Here is a 15,710-nt window from a genome sequence, read left to right as displayed (position 1 = left end):
CGCGCGCTTCTTTACGATTGTTCCGCGACTGACCGCCTACCAAGCGAACGCACATCGTTTGGGGGATTGGGTAGAATGCGTCTTTTCGATTGGAAGTTTGCAAGAAGCGGTCTGGCGACGCTGCTCGCCGGCGTGCTCGCCAGCGCCGCGCCGGCCCAGGCCTGCACGAACATTCTGATGATCGCTGCCGACGGCACGCCGGTTTACGGCCGGACCCTCGAATACGCGCTCCAGACACCGTCCGACGTCGTCGTGGTTCCGCGGAACTACGCCTTCGTCGGCACCCGCCCCGCCAACATGCCGGCTCCCAAGTGGAACACGCGCTACGCTTTCGTCGGCGTGATGAGCTTCGGCCAGCCGTTCGTCTCCGACGGCATGAACGAGAAGGGGCTCGCCGGCGGCGCCCTGTATTTCCCGGACTTCGTAGGCTACACGCCGGTCGCGCAAGCCGATCCGAACACCGCGCTCGCGCCCTGGGAATTCCTGAGCTGGGTCCTGTCGAACTTCGCCACCGTCGCGGAGGTGAAGGAAGCGCTCAACAAGGCCGTCATCGTCGACCTTCCGGCGCCGATCGTGAACTTCACGCTGCCCTTCCACTTCCCGATCCACGACGCGACGGGCGCCTCGATCGTGATCGAGCCGGTGGACGGCAAGCTGAAGGTCTATGACAATCCGATGGGCGTTCTGACGAACTCCCCGACCTTCGACTGGCACCTCAACAACATCCGCAACTACGTCAAGCTCTCGCCGGTCGCGGCCGATCCGCTGAAGATCGGCGGCAAGACCTTCGAACCCTTCGGGCAGGGCTCGGGCCTGCTCGGTATTCCGGGGGACCCGACACCGCCGTCGCGCTTCATTCGCGCGCTCGGCTACGTCGCTTCGGCGAAGCAGCTCCCCGACGGCCCGCAGACCGTGCGCCTCGTCGAGCACATCATGAACAACTTCGACATCCCGGTCGGCTTCATCAACTCCGCGGCGAAGGGCGGAGAGCTCGAGTACACGCAGTGGACCTCGGTCGCCGACCTTCGGGCCAAGAAGTACTACATCAAGAGCTATCAGGATCAGGTCCTGCGCATGGTGGATCTGACCAGCTTCGATCTCGACGCCAAGACACTTCAGGTGGCGCCCTTCAAGCCGAATCCGCTGCCCTCCGCGCTGCAATTCGTGAAGCCGTAACCACGACGCAGCCGCTGTCTCGCCGGGTGGCGACGGCGGCTGCCTTCCTCCGGTCAGCCGGCCGCGCCACAGATCGCCGCGCGTCCTATCGGACGCATAGTGGCGATCTATTTCCTTGTTGTTGCATCGGATTGATCCGAAAAGTGGATTCCACTTTTCGGTCCGATGCTCTAGCCTCCCGACACCTGAGAACCGGCCTCGCCGTCAGGGCGAGGCCGTCAACGGCAGCGAGACGGTCAGCAGGCCCACGGTTCCGCGCGCCCGGTTCTCGACGGCGAATTCGCGCAGGATCTTGATCCGGGTCGAGACCGGCGTCTTTCCGACCGTGAAATTGTAAGCGAGCGTGCCGCCGAGGGCGGTCACGCGCCCCTTGTAGGCGCCGAGCTGTGCGCCGGCGCCGCTATCGCCGGTGATCTGCTGGTAGTGATAGCCGATGACGCCGGCCGACAGGGCGCTGGTCAGCGCCTTCGAGGCGGCCCACTCCAGATGGAACTCCGTGCCTGTCCGGTAATCCGTGGCCGGATTGGTGCCGTTGAACGTCACGCCGGCAACGCCCGAGAGATCGACGCCGGTTTCGGGATCGAACCAGGTGAGGGCACCGGACAGGTCCGTTGCCCAGCGGTGGAAGGCGAGATTGGCGAGTTCGCCGTTGCGGTAATCGCCCGCCGGCGCATTGACCATGACGGTCGCGTTCCAATGGAACTTGCCGGCATGCCAGCCCAGCATCGTCGAGAATACGGGATCGCCGAACATCGTCGCGTTGTCGCGCAGGCTGGCGCCGATGATGCGGTTCGTGCGCGGCGAATCGTATTCGAGGCCAGCCCCCACCCGGACACGGCCGACAGGCAGGGTGGCTCCGAGCGCGAGATTGCCGCCGGCGATCTCCCAGGGCGTCACCCATGTGCCGCTCAGGAAATCGGCCCGGGCCTGGCTGCGCACATCGGCGACGAAACGTCCGCCCGCGGGCAACGACTTCCGGGCGTCGAGCTTCGCGTCGTAGCTATAGGTATCGCTCTCGAAATAGACCCCGGGAGGCGGCAGGTAGCCCGCCATCGCGCCGCGCCCGCCAAGCAGATAGAAGCCCGTGCCGTTCTCGGCCGCCCGCGCATCTTGCAGAGATCCGAATGCTCCGGCGACAAGGCTGAGCGCCATCAGCACGCCAAACCGGGCTGGCCGGCGCGATGGCCCGCTGGCTTCGTTACGCATCATGTCGTCTGTCGCCCCCCGGCGCGGTCGCCACCTGCCGGGCGAATCAGCCATGAGAGCCTAGGGCGCTTGCGGGCGGCGGTGAATCCCCTCTACGCCGTATCCCTCCGGCGTCTGACGCACGCCGTTCGAGCTTGCAGCGCTCCCGCATCCAGCGCCGCGATCGCGTCGATCAGTTCGACCGCGAAGCTGCCCGGGCCACGGCAACGCTCGGAAGCGATTTCGCCCGCGATGCCATAGGCCGTCAGCGCGGCTCCGGCGGCGATCACGGGGTCGGGTTCGACCGCAAGACAGGCCGCCACCAGCGCGCTCGAGGCGCAGCCGAGGCCTGTCACCTTCGCCATCAGCGGATGGCCATGACGGACGGCATAGGCGCGGTCAGCGCTCTCGATACGGTCGACCGGGCCCGTGGTGACGCGCAGCACCTCCGGTGCCTCGCGCATCGCCGCATCCAGCGCCGCCATCTCGGTGGCATTGCCCCGCACGGTGACGCCTGGCAGCCGCAGCACCTCTTCGGCCAACCGCATCCTGAGCGGCGAGAGCTCGACGAAAACCGGATCGAGCACCAGCGGGATGCCGCGCTCGCGGGCGAGCTCCAGCAGCTTCGGAGTGGCACGCTCGCCCTCGGGGCTGATCGTGCCGAGATTGATCAGGATCGCGCCGGCTCCGGCCGCAACGGCCGCGACCTCCTCGGGATGGCTCGCCATCGAAGGCACGGCGCCGAAGGCGAGCAGCATGTTGGCGGTGACGTTCTGCGCCACCGTATTGGTGAGGCAATGGACGCGCGGGCGGCGCTCGGCCACCCGCGCCAGAATGGCCGCGACGCTTTCCGCGTCGAGGCTTGCAGGGGCTGCGCTCATTCAGCCGCAGGCAGGTAGATGCTGCCGCCCTTGTCGAGGAACTCCTTCGACTTGGCCGCCATGCCTTCATTGGCCATGGCCTCGAGGTTCGCCCGCTCGTTATCGCTCATCGCCAGCACCTCGGCGCGCAGATCCTGCGTGATCTTCATCGAGCAGAATTTCGGCCCGCACATCGAGCAGAAATGCGCGACCTTGTGGGCGTCCTTGGGCAGGGTCTCGTCGTGGTATTCGCGCGCCGTGTCCGGATCGAGTGCCAGGTTGAACTGGTCCTCCCAGCGGAAGTCGAAGCGCGCGCGGGAGACAGCGTCGTCGCGGATCTTGGCCGCGGGATGGCCCTTGGCGAGATCGGCGGCATGGGCCGCGATCCGGTAGGTGATGACGCCGGTCTTGACGTCGTCGCGGTTGGGCAGGCCGAGATGCTCCTTGGGCGTGACGTAGCAGAGCATGGCGCAGCCATACCAGCCGATCATCGCCGCGCCGATGCCGGAGGTGATGTGGTCATAGCCCGGCGCGATGTCGGTCGTCAGCGGCCCGAGCGTGTAGAAGGGCGCCTCGCCGCATTCGCGCAGCTGCTTGTCCATGTTCTCCTTGATCTTGTGCATCGGCACATGGCCGGGGCCCTCGATCATCACCTGGCAGCCCTTCTTCCAGGCCACCTGGGTGAGCTCGCCCAGCGTCTCCAGCTCGGCGAACTGGGCCCGGTCGTTGGCGTCGGCGATCGAGCCCGGACGCAGGCCGTCGCCCAGCGAGAACGAGACGTCGTATTTGCGCATGATGTCGCAGATCTCGTCGAAGCGCTCGTAGAGGAAGCTCTCCTTGTGATGCGCCAGGCACCAGCGCGCCATGATCGAGCCGCCGCGGGAGACGATGCCGGTCACGCGGCTGGCGGTCAGCGGCACATAAGGCAGGCGCACGCCGGCATGGATGGTGAAGTAATCGACGCCCTGCTCGGCCTGCTCGATCAGCGTGTCCTTGAACACCTCCCAGTCGAGCTTGATCGGGTCGCCGCCGACCTTCTCCAGCGCCTGGTAGATCGGCACCGTGCCGATCGGCACCGGCGAATTGCGCAGGATCCAGGAGCGGATGTTGTGGATGTTGCGGCCGGTGGAGAGGTCCATCACCGTGTCGGCGCCCCACCTGATCGCCCAGACCAGCTTCTCGACCTCCTCGGCGGCGCCCGAGGTGACGGCGGAATTGCCGATATTGGCGTTGATCTTGACCAGGAAGTTGCGGCCGATCGCCATCGGCTCCAGTTCCGGATGGTTGATGTTGGCCGGGATGATGGCGCGGCCGCGAGCGATCTCGTCGCGCACGAATTCGGGCGTGACGAATTCGGGAACGGCGGCGCCGAAACTCTCGCCATCCGCATGGCGCTCGCGGGCACCTTCCATCATCTGGGCACGGCCGAGATTCTCGCGATGCGCGACATAGATCATCTCGGGCGTGATGATGCCGGCCTTGGCGAACTCGTATTGCGTCGCCATCTGGCCGGGCTTGGCTTCCAGGATCGGGCGCTGGGCGGGGCAGGCGGGCACGAGCTGATCGGCCGGGATGTGACCGTTGTCGGCGGCTGTCACGATGCGGCCGGGGACGGTCTGGAAACCGCGCTGGTCGAGCCAGGCGCGGCGCGGCTGCGGCAGGCCGGCGTTCAGATCGATCTGCGCATCGGTCTCGGTGAAGGGCCCGGACGGGTCGTAGATCCGCACCGGCGGCTCGGCATCGGTCGTCAACTGGACTTCGCGGAACGGCACCCGCATCTCGGGGTGCTCGGGCGGAGCGACATAAATCTTGCGCGAGCCGATGATCGGCCCGGTGGTGACGCTCTGCGGAGCGGTCTTGACGCTGTTCTTCTGGGGCTTGGTGTGAACGTTCATGCGGGATCTCCTCCTTGGTCGAGGTCAGGAGATCCGGGTTTGGAAGCGGTCCAGTCGCTGTCTGCGGGCGCGTTCGAGCCGTGCCCGCGTTCCAGTCCCTCCGCCGGTATGACCCGGATCAGGTTCGACGGGTTCGGCTTTCACGCCATCTCAGCTCTTGCGAGCACCCCTCGGAACAGACGCGAGGTTAGAACCGTCCTGATCGGGACGCAACCGGCAAACAAAGAAAGGGGGAGTGCCGCGGCCCGGCAGCCGGGACGCGTGGCAACACGTCAGGCGAAGCGGTCCACCCGGGTTCCCTGCCCGGCGGCAAGCAGAGCCTTGGCCTGCTCGGCGCCCTGCTCCAGCAACTGGACGATGCTGGCGTCGGACTGCACGTTCTGCCTGACCATCTCGGTCGCGAGTGCCTGCTGGGTCGATGCGCCGGACATCGCGAGCAGGCCGGCGGTGGTGGCGATGCTGTCGCTCATGCCTCGAGCGATAGCAGCCAAGCCTTGCCTAAAGCTGAACGAGACCGCTCAAGGTGCGATGATCGAGCCGACGCCGCGCGGCATCGGCAGGGTCCGCTGTGCCGCGGCACGCTGCTCCGGCCGCGCCTCGCCCTGCCCGGCTCGCAGCCCGGCGACATCGCTGCGCGGCGCCATCGGCACGCCGGGGGCGCGCTGCTTGAGCTGTGCCTGGCCGGATTGCGGTTGGGAGGGCGGCGCGTTCTGCTGAGCGGCGGCGGGAAGGACGATGGAGCCGGCGACAAGCAGGCCGGCGACGAACAGGGCGACGCGTTTCACGGGACCGTCTCCTTTTGGCTTCCTCACCTGAGGAACGACAGGCGGGGACCGAGGTTCCGGCAAAAAAGAGGCCGCCGGGCGGCGGCCTCCCTTCAGTGTCATGCTGCGCCCGTCAGCCGCCCTGGCCGTTGAGCAGCGGGGTGATGCGCCGCAGCGTCACGCGCCGGTTCTCGCGCGACGGGCCTTGCGTATTCACCTTCAGATACTGCTCGCCATAGCCCTGTGCGGTCAGGTTCTCCGGCGGAATCTGGAAGTCGCGCGTCAGGATCTCCGCGACCGACTGGGCCCGGCGGTCGGACAGCGACAGGTTGTCGACATCCGAGCCGACGGCGTCGGTATAGCCCTCGACCATGAAGACCTCGTTGGGCGAGCTGCGCAGAACCTGCCTGATCGAGGCGGCGAGCCCGGCAAGGCGCTGGGCCTGATCCTGCCTCACCTGCCAGGAGCCGCTGTCGAAGTTGATCGTATCGATATCGACGCTGCGCATGCGGGCCCGCAGATCCGGCGAATAGCGCACCTCGTCCAGCGTGTAGCGGCGGGGGATCGGCGCGATCGGCGGGGCGGCGAAGGTCTCGTAGAGAAGGCCTTCGTCGGCGCCGTCGGCATCGACGATGTAGCGGTCGCGCGGAATCGACAGAGGCGGCGGCGGCAACACCACGATCTCGTCGGCGAAGCGGCCTGGGCCGCCGCCGCGCACCGTGTTGTCGATGATGACCACCTCGCGGCCGTCCGGCCCCGTGCGGATGCGGCGCAGCAGCCGGCCGCGTTCGTCCGTCACGGTGATGACGCGCGAACCGTCGGGTCGTTCGAAGATCGTGCGGGTCTCGCCGCCTCGGCGCTCGGAACGGCCCTCCCAGCCGAGGTCGCGGAAGCGCTGATCCTCGTCGCGGCGGATGATGGCCGTGCCGTCGTCGCCCCGGATGATGGTGCGGCCGGGCTCGCGGATGATGGTGACGTCGCCCTCCCGCTCCTCCTGCCGGCGGGCACGGACGTCGTCGAGGCGCTGCGCACCCTGCGTCGCCATGATGCCGCCGACGAGGCCGGCGCCGGCACCGATCGCTGCCGCGACGCCGGGCGAGAAGCCGCGACGGCCCTCGCGCTGAGGCGGCTGCCCCGGCAGGCCCGCGGCGGGCTGCCCGGGAGCCGCCGCTCCGGGAGGCGGCGGCGGAGGAGCGCCGGTGGCCGGGACGCCGGGCTGGACCGGAGCCTGTCTGGCGGCCGGTGCCGGCGCGCCGGTGGCGGGGACACCGGGCTGCGCGGGAGCGGCGGCCCCGCTCGGGGCCGGCGTCGGCTGAGGCGGCTGGGGTGTGGGGGCGTCCCCCGTCGCCGGGACGTTGGGCTGGGCAGGGGCGGGCGCGGCGCTCGGCGCCGGACGCTGGGGCGCGCCGGTCGCCGGAACGCCCGAGGAACCGGGTGCCGGCGGCGTCGTACGCGCCCCAGGCTGCGGCGCGGGGGCCGGCGGCTGGGCGGGCGCGGTCCGCTGGGCCGGCGCCGGAGGCGCAGAACGCTGCTCGGGCGCCGGCGGGGCGGTCCGGCCGGCCGGCGCCTGGGCGGGGGCGGGGGCGGGAGGGCGCTCGGGCTGCGGGCGGGCCGCCGGAGGCTCGGCGCGCGGGGGCGCGGGCCGCTCGACCGGCGCAGGACGCGGCCTGCCGGGAGGCTGCGGCCGCTCGGCGCCGGGTCCGGGCTCGGCCCGCGGAGGACGTGGAGCCTCTGGGACAGCGGGACGTTCCGGCGCGGCCGGACGTTCGGCCCCAGGCCGGCCCGGCATTCCGGGCTGACCGCCGGGCCCCGGACGACCGGGCTCTCCCGGCCGCCCTCCGCGTGGCGGCCCCGGTGGCTGCTCGCGTTCCTTGTCTTTGTCGCCTGGCGCGGGCGCCTGGGCGAGTTGCGTTCCCATCGCGGTATAGGCTTGACCAGCCTGGGACAGGACAAGGGCCGGCAGAACCGTTCCGACCAGCAACCAGCGTTTCGTACGCATCAGATCCATTCCTCGTTGCGACGTGCGGCCATCAGGGGCTTGCCGCCCTGAACCCGCGATGAAGCAAAAACGGCCGGAATCGGGCAGGGTTCCCATGCAGAACGAGCCTGGCGCGATCGCTTTCCGGCACTGAGCGCGGCCTTCTCCGGCCCGGGGATGGCGTCTGCGCCCAACCCTGCTAAAAGCCCGCCTCCGGCCGCCAGAGCCGGACGCGCAACGACGCAAGCAGTTCGAGAGGCCTCGCCCATGACACTCGCCCTCGCCATCCATGGCGGCTGCGGCACCTTGCCGAAAGCCGAGATGACCGAAGCCGAATGGGCGCAGGCGCGCGCCGACCTCGCCGCCTCCCTGCGGGCGGGCTGGTCGATCCTGGTCAGGGGCGGGCCAGCCGTCGACGCCGTCGAGGCTGCGGTGCGCGTGATGGAGGATTCGCCGCATTTCAATGCCGGCCACGGCGCCGCCTTCAATGCCGATGGCGAGCACGAGCTCGACGCCTCGATCATGGACGGCGCCACGCTGGCGGCCGGCGCGATCTGCGCCGCCAAGCGCATCCGCAACCCGATCGTCGCCGCCAAGGCGCTGATGCTGCGCGGCGACCCGCTGCTGCTCGCCGGGCCTGCCGCCGACGTCTTCGCCGAGCATGAGGGCATCGACACGGTCGAGAACGAGCATTTCTCGACGGACCGGCGCCGCAAGAACCTTTCCTCGATGAAGATCCGCGAGCTCGTCGGCACCGCCGCCGGCGCGAGCGAGGCGGAAAAGCACGGCACGGTCGGTGCCGTCGCCTGCGACGCGCAGGGCCATCTGGCCGCCGCGACCTCGACCGGCGGCTACACCAACAAGCCGGCCGGACGCGTGGGCGATTCGCCGATCATCGGCGCGGGGACCTATGCCCGCAACGGGCGGGTCGCGGTCTCCGGCACCGGCAAGGGCGAGTACTTCATCCGCTACTGCGTCGGCCATGAGATCGCGTCGCTGATCGCCTACAAGGGCCTCTCGCTGGAAGAGGCGGCCCGCGAGGCTCTCGGCGAGCTTTCGGCGCACAAGATCGGCGCCGGGCTCGTGGCGGTCGGCCCCGATGGCGCGGTCGTCGCGCCCTACAACACAGAGGGCATGTATCGCGGCTGGGTCACGCCGGACGGGCTCGTCCATGTCGCGACCCATGGCGATGTCGAGATGGCCGGCCAGGCCTGAAGCCATCGCCACCCAGCCCGCCGCCGGCGGGCTTGCTTGCCGCCAGGCCAACCATGGGCCACCCTCGCCCGGGGCCGCCTGCCCCAACCCGACCGAAGGACGCCGCCGCTCATGAGCCTGGAGACCGCCGCGACACCCGAGGCCGCCGTCGACCGGCTCGAACGGCTCTATGAGGAGGCGCGCGGGGCGCTGCGGAGCGATTTGCAGCGCTTTTTCGAGACCGGCACGCCGCCCACGGCGGAAGACAGGCAGCGCTACCGCTATCCGATGCTGCGGGTGAGCTACGAACCCTCGAAGCTGCCGGAGGCGACGCGCCGCGGCTATGCGAAGTTCGCGGCGCCCGGCGTCTACTCGACGACGGTGACGCAGCCGGCCGAGTTCCGGGCCTATCTGCTCGACCAGCTCCGGCCGTTGGCCGACGAATACGGCGCCACGATCGAGACCGGGACCAGCCAGCAGGAAATCCCCTATCCCTACGCGCTCGAAGGCGGCGACGAACTCGGCCGCGGTGCCGTCACCGCCTCGCAGCTCGCGCGCCATTTCCCGACGCCGCTGCTCTCCCTGGTCGGCGACGAGGTGGCGGACGGCACCTATGAGCTGATCGAGGGCGAGCCGCGCCCGCTGGCGCTGTTCGATGCGGTGCGCGTGGACTTTTCGCTGCGGCGGCTGGTGCACTATACCGGGACCGACTGGCGCGCCGTGCAGCCCTGGGTGCTGCTGACCAACTACCACCGCTATGTCGACCAGTTCGTGCGGCTCGGCATCGCCGAGATCGAGGCCGGCACGGCGGAGGCGCTGGTCGCACCGGGCGGCATCCGCATCGACCGCGAGGGGGTCGACGTCTCGGCTGCCGAGCGGGTGATGTCGGCGCCCTGGCATCGCTTCCAGATGCCGGCCTATCACCTGATCCGCAAGAACGGCGAGGGGGTGACGCTGGTCAATATCGGCGTCGGCCCCTCCAACGCGAAGAACATCACCGACCATCTGGCGGTGCTGCGGCCCAATTGCTGGCTGATGGTGGGCCATTGCGGGGGCTTAAGGCAGACGCAGATCATCGGCGACTATGTCCTCGCCCATGCCTATCTGCGGCAGGACCATATCCTGGACGAACTCGTGCCTCCGGACGTGCCGATCCCGGCGCTGGCGGAGGTGCAGGTCGCGCTGCAGCAGGCGGCGGCCGAGATCACCGGCGAGAAGGGCGACCAGCTCAAGCAGCGGCTGCGCACCGGGACCGTGGTGACGCAGGACGACCGCAACTGGGAGCTGCAATGGACCAAGGAGCGCCGGCGCATCAACCTGTCGCGGGCCATCGCGGTCGACATGGAATCGGGCACCATCGCCGCGCAGGGCTATCGGCTGCGCGTGCCCTACGGCACGCTGCTCTGCGTCTCCGACAAGCCGCTGCATGGCGAGATCAAGCTGCCCGGCGCGGCCAACGCCTTCTATGAGCGGGCCGTCGGTGAGCATCTGCGCATCGGGCTCGCGGCGCTGGAAAAGCTGAAGGAAGCCGGCGCGACGATCCATTCGCGCAAGCTCCGGAGCTTCGACGAGCCGCCCTTCCGGTAGACCTCAGCCGAACACCCCGTAAGCCACCAGCGCCGCGATCACCCACAGCGCGATCGTGCTCCAGCGCTGGCCCCGCCCTTCCGCCCGGCCGATGGCGGCGATGCTGCGCTCGTCGAGCGCGAAGCCGTGGCGAGAGGCATCTTCCAGCTGGCCCAGCACGCGCTCGGCACGCCCGACCGTCTCCGGCAGGTCGGCGAGCGAGCCCAGGAGCGAGCGGGCGCCGCGCCCGGCATCCTGCAGGCGCCCGAGGGGCCCGAGATTCTGCGTGATCCACTCCCGCACCACCGGGTCGGCCGTGCCCCACATGTCGAGATGCGGGTCGAGCGAGCGCGCCACGCCCTCGACCACCACCATGGTCTTCTGCAGCATGACCAGCTCGGTGCGCGTCGCCATGTCGAACATGCCGGTGATCTCGAAGAGCAGGGTCAGCACCTTCGCCATCGAGATCTGGTCGGCGCGCTTGTCGTGGATCGGCTCGCCGACGGCGCGGATCGCCTGGGCGAAATCCTCGACGTCGTGATGGGCCGGGACATAGCCGGCCTCGAAATGCACCTCAGCCACCCGGCGGTAGTCGCGGGTGATGAAGCCGAGCAGGATCTCGGCGAGGAAGCGCCGCTCCTTCAGGCCGAGGCGGCCCATGATGCCGCCATCGACCGCGACGAGCCGGCCCTGCGCGTCAACGAAGAGATTCCCCGGATGCATGTCGGCATGGAAGAAGCCGTCGCGGATCGCGTGCTTCAGGAAGGACTGGATGATCGTGCGGGCGAGGTCGGGCAGGTCGTGGCCCGCAGCACGCAGCCCCTCGATGTCGGAGAGGCGCACGCCATCGATCCACTCGTCGACCAGCATCTCGCGGGCGGTGAGCTGCCAATCCGGCTCCGGCACGCGGAAATCGGCATCGCCCCTGGTATTCTCGGCGAATTCGGAGAGGGCGGCGGCCTCCAGCCGCAGATCCATCTCCATCGTGACGGACCTTGCCAGCGTCTCGACCACGCCGGTCATGCGCAGGCGCCGCGCCTCGGCGGAGCGCTGCTCGGCCAGCTCGGCCCCGAAACGCATCGCGCCGAGATCGCGGTTGAAGCGGTCGCGGATGCCCGGCCTGAGGATCTTGACCGCGACCTCGCGCCCATCCTTCAGCCGCGCGCGGTGGACCTGCGCGATCGAGGCGGCGGCCACGGGCTCGCTGAACTCGGTGAACAGCGTCTCCAGCCTCACGCCATGGGCGGCCTCGACGATGGCCCGGGCCTCCGGCATCGGAAAGGCCGGCATGCGGTCCTGAAGCGCCGAGAGATCCTGTGCGATCTTCATGCCGACCACGTCGGGCCGCGTCGCCAGGAACTGGCCGAACTTCACATAGGAGGGGCCGAGCCGGGAGAGCGCAGCCGCAAGGCGCGTGGCGGAGGAGCCGGCGCCGCGCCGCTCGATCAGCCGGCCGAGGCGGATCGCCCCGCGCGCCAGAGGCGGCAGAACCGAGGGATCAATGAGGGCAAGAGCGCCCTCGCGCGCCAGCACGAAGGCGACGCGCGCGCCGCGGGCGAGGTGGAAGAGCGAGGAGATCATGGTTTAGCCGTCATGGTCGGGCCCGACCCGACCATCTCCTGCCGAAAGAGGCGCCCGTCGAGAGATGCTCGGGTCAAGCCCGAGCATGACGCAGAACGCCTCCTCACAGCTTCCAGCCCGAATGCAGCGCCACGACGCCGCCGGTCATGGCGGTGAACTTGGCGCGGCGGAAGCCCGCCTCCTCGATCATCCCGGCGAAGACCTGCGGCTTCGGGAATTTGCGGATCGATTCGACCAGATACTGGTAGGGCTCGGCCTCGCCGGTCACCATCCGGCCCATGGGCGGGATGACGTTGAAGGAGTACGCCTCGTAGACCTTGTCGAGCAGCGGCACGTCGACATGGCTGAATTCGAGGCAGAGGAACCGCCCGCCGCGCTTCAGCACGCGATAGGCCTCGGCCAGCGCCTTGTCGATGCGGGGCACGTTCCGGATGCCGAAGGCGATGGTGTAGCAGTCGAAATGGTTGTCCGGCAGGCCGAGTTCCTCGGCATTGCCCTGGACGAAGCGGATGCGGTCATCCTCCGGGAAGCGCTTGTCGGCGCGCTCGCGCCCGACGCGCAGCATGTCGGCATTGATGTCGAGCACCGTCACGTCGGTCAGCGGCCCGCCGGCCTCCAGCACCGAAAAGGCGACGTCGCCGGTGCCGCCCGCCACGTCGAGATGGTGGAAGGGCCGGTCCTTCGGCGGGTTGATCGCGGTCAGCAGCGCGCTCTTCCAGGCCCGGTGCAGGCCGGCCGACATCAAATCGTTCATCAGGTCGTAGCGGTTCGCGACCTTGTGGAAGACGTCGTCGACCTTGGCCTGCTTCTCGGCGAGCCTGACCGTCTCGAAGCCGAAATGGGTGGTGTCACCGGGGCCGGTATTCTGGGCTGCTGTCACGGTTCGACGGACCTTCTGAGGAGCGGACCTTGTCTTCGGCCCGGCCGATGAATAGCCAAAGGCGGCGGGCTTGTCGCGGGCCCTCTCGACGCAGTCTTTACAGGAATGGTCCGGGATGCCCGAACTCCCCGAGGTCGAAACCGTCCGGCGTGGCCTGGAGCCGGCCATGCTGGGCGAGCGCTTCGCCCGCGTCGAGCTGCGCCGGCCGAACCTGCGCTTTCCGCTGCCGGAGGGCTTCGTCCAGAAGGTGAGCGGACGGCGCGTCGAGGCGCTCTCGCGGCGGGCGAAATACCTGATCGCCGATCTCGACGACGGACAGGCGCTGATCCTGCATCTGGGCATGAGCGGGCGCTTCGTCGTCGAGGCGCCGGGGACGAAGCCGGTGGAGCCCGGCGCCTATTACAACGAGATCGGGCGGCATCTCATCCACGATCATGTCGTCTTCGAGATGGGGAGCGGGGCGCGCATCACCTATAACGATGTCCGCCGCTTCGGCTTCATGGACCTCGTTCCGCGCACCGATCTCGCCACCTCCAGACACTTCGCCGGGATGGGGATCGAGCCGCTCGGCAACGAGCTCTCGGGAGAGACGCTGGCACGCCTTTTCGCCGGCAAGTTCGCGCCCTTGAAGGCGGCCCTGCTCGACCAGCGGCTCGTCGCGGGGCTGGGCAACATCTATGTCTGCGAGGCGCTGTTCCGGGCCGGGCTCCATCCGGAGGCGGCGGCGGGCAGCATCGCGACGCCGACCGGCCGGCCGCGCGAGACCGCGCATGACCTCGCCCGCATCATCCGCGAGGTGCTGGAGGAGGCGGTCGCCGCCGGCGGCTCGACCCTGCGCGACTTCGCCCATGCCGACGGCTCGCTCGGCTATTTCCAGCACCGCTTCAAGGTCTATGACCGGGAAGGCGAGCCCTGCGTCACGCCGGGCTGCGGCGGGCTGGTGAAGCGGCTGGTGCAATCGGGCCGCTCGACGTTTTATTGCGAGGGTTGCCAGCCAAGGCGGCGATGAGGGGCGACTGGCTGCTATGGGCCGGGAGTGGACGTTAACCTGCCCATGATAGCGGCTGTCCGGATGAAGATGAAAAAGGTCGCACGGCTGGGCTGACAGCCAGGGTCCTGCCGAGCCCGGATGGAGACGGATCCTGTGAACAGAGTCGCGGGCGCCTTGATAGGAGTTGGAGCGCTGCTCGGCGGAGCCTGGCTCTTGAATAGCGAGTCCGGTCGCCTCGCAACCGGCCGCTGGAGTTTCACAAAGTCGATCAAGGATGATCGAGGAACGTTTTTTAGGTTGCAGGTGAAAGTCGCTTACAAAAACGCACCAGTCGAATTCGATATCGTGGTCGCCTGCAACATCCGTCAGATCAAGTACAAAGACGGCAGCAACACCACCGAAGTGGGCATGATGCCTGTCGTCTTCGGTAAGCGTATGTTTGATAACAAGGGTCTCGTGATACGTTCCCCAGACGCGTGTAGCCCGCGCTATATCAAAGAGGGCTGGGTTCCGGATGACCTTCTGCCGGTATTGGTTGTATATGATAACGCCGACACCCTGACGTTCGGTACAGCCTATATGTCAGAAGATGCGTATCGCAGCCCTCTTGCTGAACTGCGCTTTGATGGCGCGAAAATTTTCCTCGCATCACGCGCTGAGTTCGAGGAATTCCGGAAGCAAAATTCGAATCTCGTATCCCGAAACATGTTTTTTTCGGCCCAGATGGGGCCCGATTTGCTCAAGTCCCGGGGCCTGGAGCCGACACAGCCGTTTGGCAATCACTGCTACGCTTATGCTCGCTATCGCATTCCTGAGAGCATCCGCGAGGACGTGAGGCGGGGTTGGCCGTCAGATCGTCCACGATACTGGGATCCTGGACCGACTCCAAGCTTTGCCGCTGCACTTTGGGACGCTGAACGGCAGCGCGATATCGGTGGCGCATTTCGTTCCCGTGAGGGTTGGGCAGCTGATGGTGGGAGGCCCGCCAACATGGGCGTCGCGCGCAGCAACGGCGGGGGACAGATTGGACCGCCACAAGTCAGAAGTGTCAATCGGTGGGGCCCCTCCTACTACCCTGTCTACTCGGACAATAATGCTAGTCGGTCGATGCCACCACGTGTCGAAGATTGGTCGAAATACATTCGTCAGACACCAGATTTTGTTGGGCAGAAGGTTGATTTCCGTGATGGTATAACCCGCGGCTTCGCATATTGTTATAGTGCTCCCGTTCCCGCTGATTCCCCAATCGGCCCCGCAAGAAACAAAAAATTCGAAGAAGCGATCGGCGCTTGGCTGCAAAGCCCGGTACTTCATCAAGTTGATGGTACTCTAATAAGCGGCGCCTTGCCTCAGCTCTCCAATAAAGTCATAAGAATCATAGAGAGAGACGAGTACTTCTTTGCTATCGCGATTTTTTCTCTCGAAGGTAACGGGGGTGATGTGTGATTGAGACACTACGCTTGCGAGCGTTTGTAGTCACAACCCGCAAATAATGGCGGACAACGCAAGTGTCCGCAACGGGCCGAAGGCAGACATGATCCAAACTTATCCCCGCCTCCCGCCGCGCCCTTAACCTGCCCCCACCTCGTCCCCGGGGGGCAGCCATCCGGAGGTGTGCCGTTGGTGGGGACGCGGTCGGC

The 15,710-nt window shown here is 67.9% G+C and carries 13 protein-coding genes and 1 riboswitch; of the genes, 5 read left to right on the top strand and 8 right to left on the bottom strand.

Translation table 11 applies throughout. From position 1 onward, the window contains the following. Window positions 1-75: 75 nt before the first annotated feature. The gene (locus BW981_RS20980) at window positions 76-1,176 is read left to right on the top strand and encodes a linear amide C-N hydrolase (RefSeq protein WP_076442769.1); all 1,101 of its coding nucleotides are present in this window, start codon (window positions 76-78) and stop codon (window positions 1,174-1,176) included. Between the two features lie 204 nt (window positions 1,177-1,380). On the opposite strand, the gene BW981_RS20975 is transcribed toward BW981_RS20980, so the two are convergent. The 6 genes from BW981_RS20975 to BW981_RS23550 all read right to left on the bottom strand — a co-directional run bounded on the left by BW981_RS20975 (window position 1,381) and on the right by BW981_RS23550 (window position 6,925). After that, window positions 1,381-2,328 (bottom strand): SphA family protein, encoded by a 948-nt coding sequence (locus BW981_RS20975; RefSeq protein WP_244560409.1) that lies wholly within the window; start codon window positions 2,326-2,328, stop codon window positions 1,381-1,383. 146 nt (window positions 2,329-2,474) lie between these two features. Then, window positions 2,475-3,242, bottom strand: coding sequence for a hydroxyethylthiazole kinase (locus tag BW981_RS20970; RefSeq protein ID WP_076442766.1), 768 nt, complete (start codon window positions 3,240-3,242; stop codon window positions 2,475-2,477). Beyond that, window positions 3,239-5,116 (bottom strand): phosphomethylpyrimidine synthase ThiC, encoded by a 1,878-nt coding sequence (thiC, locus tag BW981_RS20965; RefSeq protein WP_076442765.1) that lies wholly within the window; start codon window positions 5,114-5,116, stop codon window positions 3,239-3,241. The genes BW981_RS20970 and thiC overlap by 4 nt, the downstream gene beginning before the upstream one ends. 77 nt (window positions 5,117-5,193) lie before the next feature. After that, window positions 5,194-5,297: riboswitch (TPP riboswitch) on the bottom strand. 91 nt (window positions 5,298-5,388) lie between these two features. After that, window positions 5,389-5,586, bottom strand: a complete 198-nt coding sequence (locus tag BW981_RS20960; RefSeq protein WP_076442763.1) for a hypothetical protein — start codon at window positions 5,584-5,586, stop codon at window positions 5,389-5,391. A gap of 48 nt (window positions 5,587-5,634) precedes the next feature. Next, entirely contained in the window at window positions 5,635-5,901 is a 267-nt protein-coding gene (locus BW981_RS20955; protein WP_076442762.1) for a hypothetical protein, read from the bottom strand. A gap of 112 nt (window positions 5,902-6,013) precedes the next feature. Then, on the bottom strand, window positions 6,014-6,925 hold the full coding sequence (locus BW981_RS23550; protein ID WP_244560408.1) for an OmpA family protein: 912 nt from the start codon (window positions 6,923-6,925) through the stop codon (window positions 6,014-6,016). A 1,200-nt stretch (window positions 6,926-8,125) separates the two neighbouring features. On the opposite strand from BW981_RS23550, the gene BW981_RS20945 reads away from it, so the two are divergent. Together BW981_RS20945 and BW981_RS20940 are read left to right on the top strand one after the other, a co-directional pair. Then, a complete protein-coding gene (locus BW981_RS20945; RefSeq protein ID WP_076442760.1) occupies window positions 8,126-9,073 on the top strand; it encodes an isoaspartyl peptidase/L-asparaginase family protein in 948 nt (315 codons plus the stop codon). A gap of 111 nt (window positions 9,074-9,184) precedes the next feature. Next, complete coding sequence (locus tag BW981_RS20940) at window positions 9,185-10,639, top strand: AMP nucleosidase (protein ID WP_076442758.1); 1,455 nt, start codon at window positions 9,185-9,187, stop codon at window positions 10,637-10,639. Window positions 10,640-10,642: 3 nt separating this feature from the next. Here the strand turns inward: BW981_RS20940 and ubiB are convergent, their stop codons facing one another. Next, a complete protein-coding gene (gene ubiB, locus BW981_RS20935) occupies window positions 10,643-12,199 on the bottom strand; it encodes a 2-polyprenylphenol 6-hydroxylase (protein WP_076442756.1) in 1,557 nt (518 codons plus the stop codon). Window positions 12,200-12,302: 103 nt separating this feature from the next. Beyond that, window positions 12,303-13,079, bottom strand: a complete 777-nt coding sequence (gene ubiE / locus BW981_RS20930) for a bifunctional demethylmenaquinone methyltransferase/2-methoxy-6-polyprenyl-1,4-benzoquinol methylase UbiE (protein ID WP_076442754.1) — start codon at window positions 13,077-13,079, stop codon at window positions 12,303-12,305. Window positions 13,080-13,194: 115 nt separating this feature from the next. Here ubiE and mutM point away from each other — a divergent pair, with 115 nt between their 5' ends. Next, window positions 13,195-14,088: a bifunctional DNA-formamidopyrimidine glycosylase/DNA-(apurinic or apyrimidinic site) lyase gene (mutM, locus tag BW981_RS20925; RefSeq protein WP_076442752.1), complete on the top strand. Its 894-nt coding sequence runs from the start codon at window positions 13,195-13,197 to the stop codon at window positions 14,086-14,088. A gap of 135 nt (window positions 14,089-14,223) precedes the next feature. Continuing rightward, a complete protein-coding gene (locus tag BW981_RS22790; protein ID WP_139333882.1) occupies window positions 14,224-15,516 on the top strand; it encodes a hypothetical protein in 1,293 nt (430 codons plus the stop codon). Window positions 15,517-15,710: the final 194 nt, after the last annotated feature.

The organism is Allobosea sp. TND4EK4 (genome assembly GCF_900156025.1).
GTDB lineage: Bacteria > Pseudomonadota > Alphaproteobacteria > Rhizobiales > Beijerinckiaceae > Allobosea.
The sequence above is the reverse complement of the archived record's forward strand: the minus strand, read 5'-3'. Positions and strand labels throughout refer to the sequence as shown.

Coding starts and splice junctions, on each gene's coding strand:
- thiC (WP_076442765.1), bottom strand. CDS start 5,116: ATGAACGTTCACACCAAGCCCCAGAAGAACAGCGTCAAGACCGCTCCG.
- ubiB (WP_076442756.1), bottom strand. CDS start 12,199: ATGATCTCCTCGCTCTTCCACCTCGCCCGCGGCGCGCGCGTCGCCTTC.
- BW981_RS20960 (WP_076442763.1), bottom strand. CDS start 5,586: ATGAGCGACAGCATCGCCACCACCGCCGGCCTGCTCGCGATGTCCGGC.
- BW981_RS20945 (WP_076442760.1), top strand. CDS start 8,126: ATGACACTCGCCCTCGCCATCCATGGCGGCTGCGGCACCTTGCCGAAA.
- BW981_RS20975 (WP_244560409.1), bottom strand. CDS start 2,328: ATGGCGCTCAGCCTTGTCGCCGGAGCATTCGGATCTCTGCAAGATGCG.
- BW981_RS23550 (WP_244560408.1), bottom strand. CDS start 6,925: ATGGCGACGCAGGGTGCGCAGCGCCTCGACGACGTCCGTGCCCGCCGG.
- BW981_RS20970 (WP_076442766.1), bottom strand. CDS start 3,242: ATGAGCGCAGCCCCTGCAAGCCTCGACGCGGAAAGCGTCGCGGCCATT.
- BW981_RS20940 (WP_076442758.1), top strand. CDS start 9,185: ATGAGCCTGGAGACCGCCGCGACACCCGAGGCCGCCGTCGACCGGCTC.
- mutM (WP_076442752.1), top strand. CDS start 13,195: ATGCCCGAACTCCCCGAGGTCGAAACCGTCCGGCGTGGCCTGGAGCCG.
- BW981_RS20980 (WP_076442769.1), top strand. CDS start 76: ATGCGTCTTTTCGATTGGAAGTTTGCAAGAAGCGGTCTGGCGACGCTG.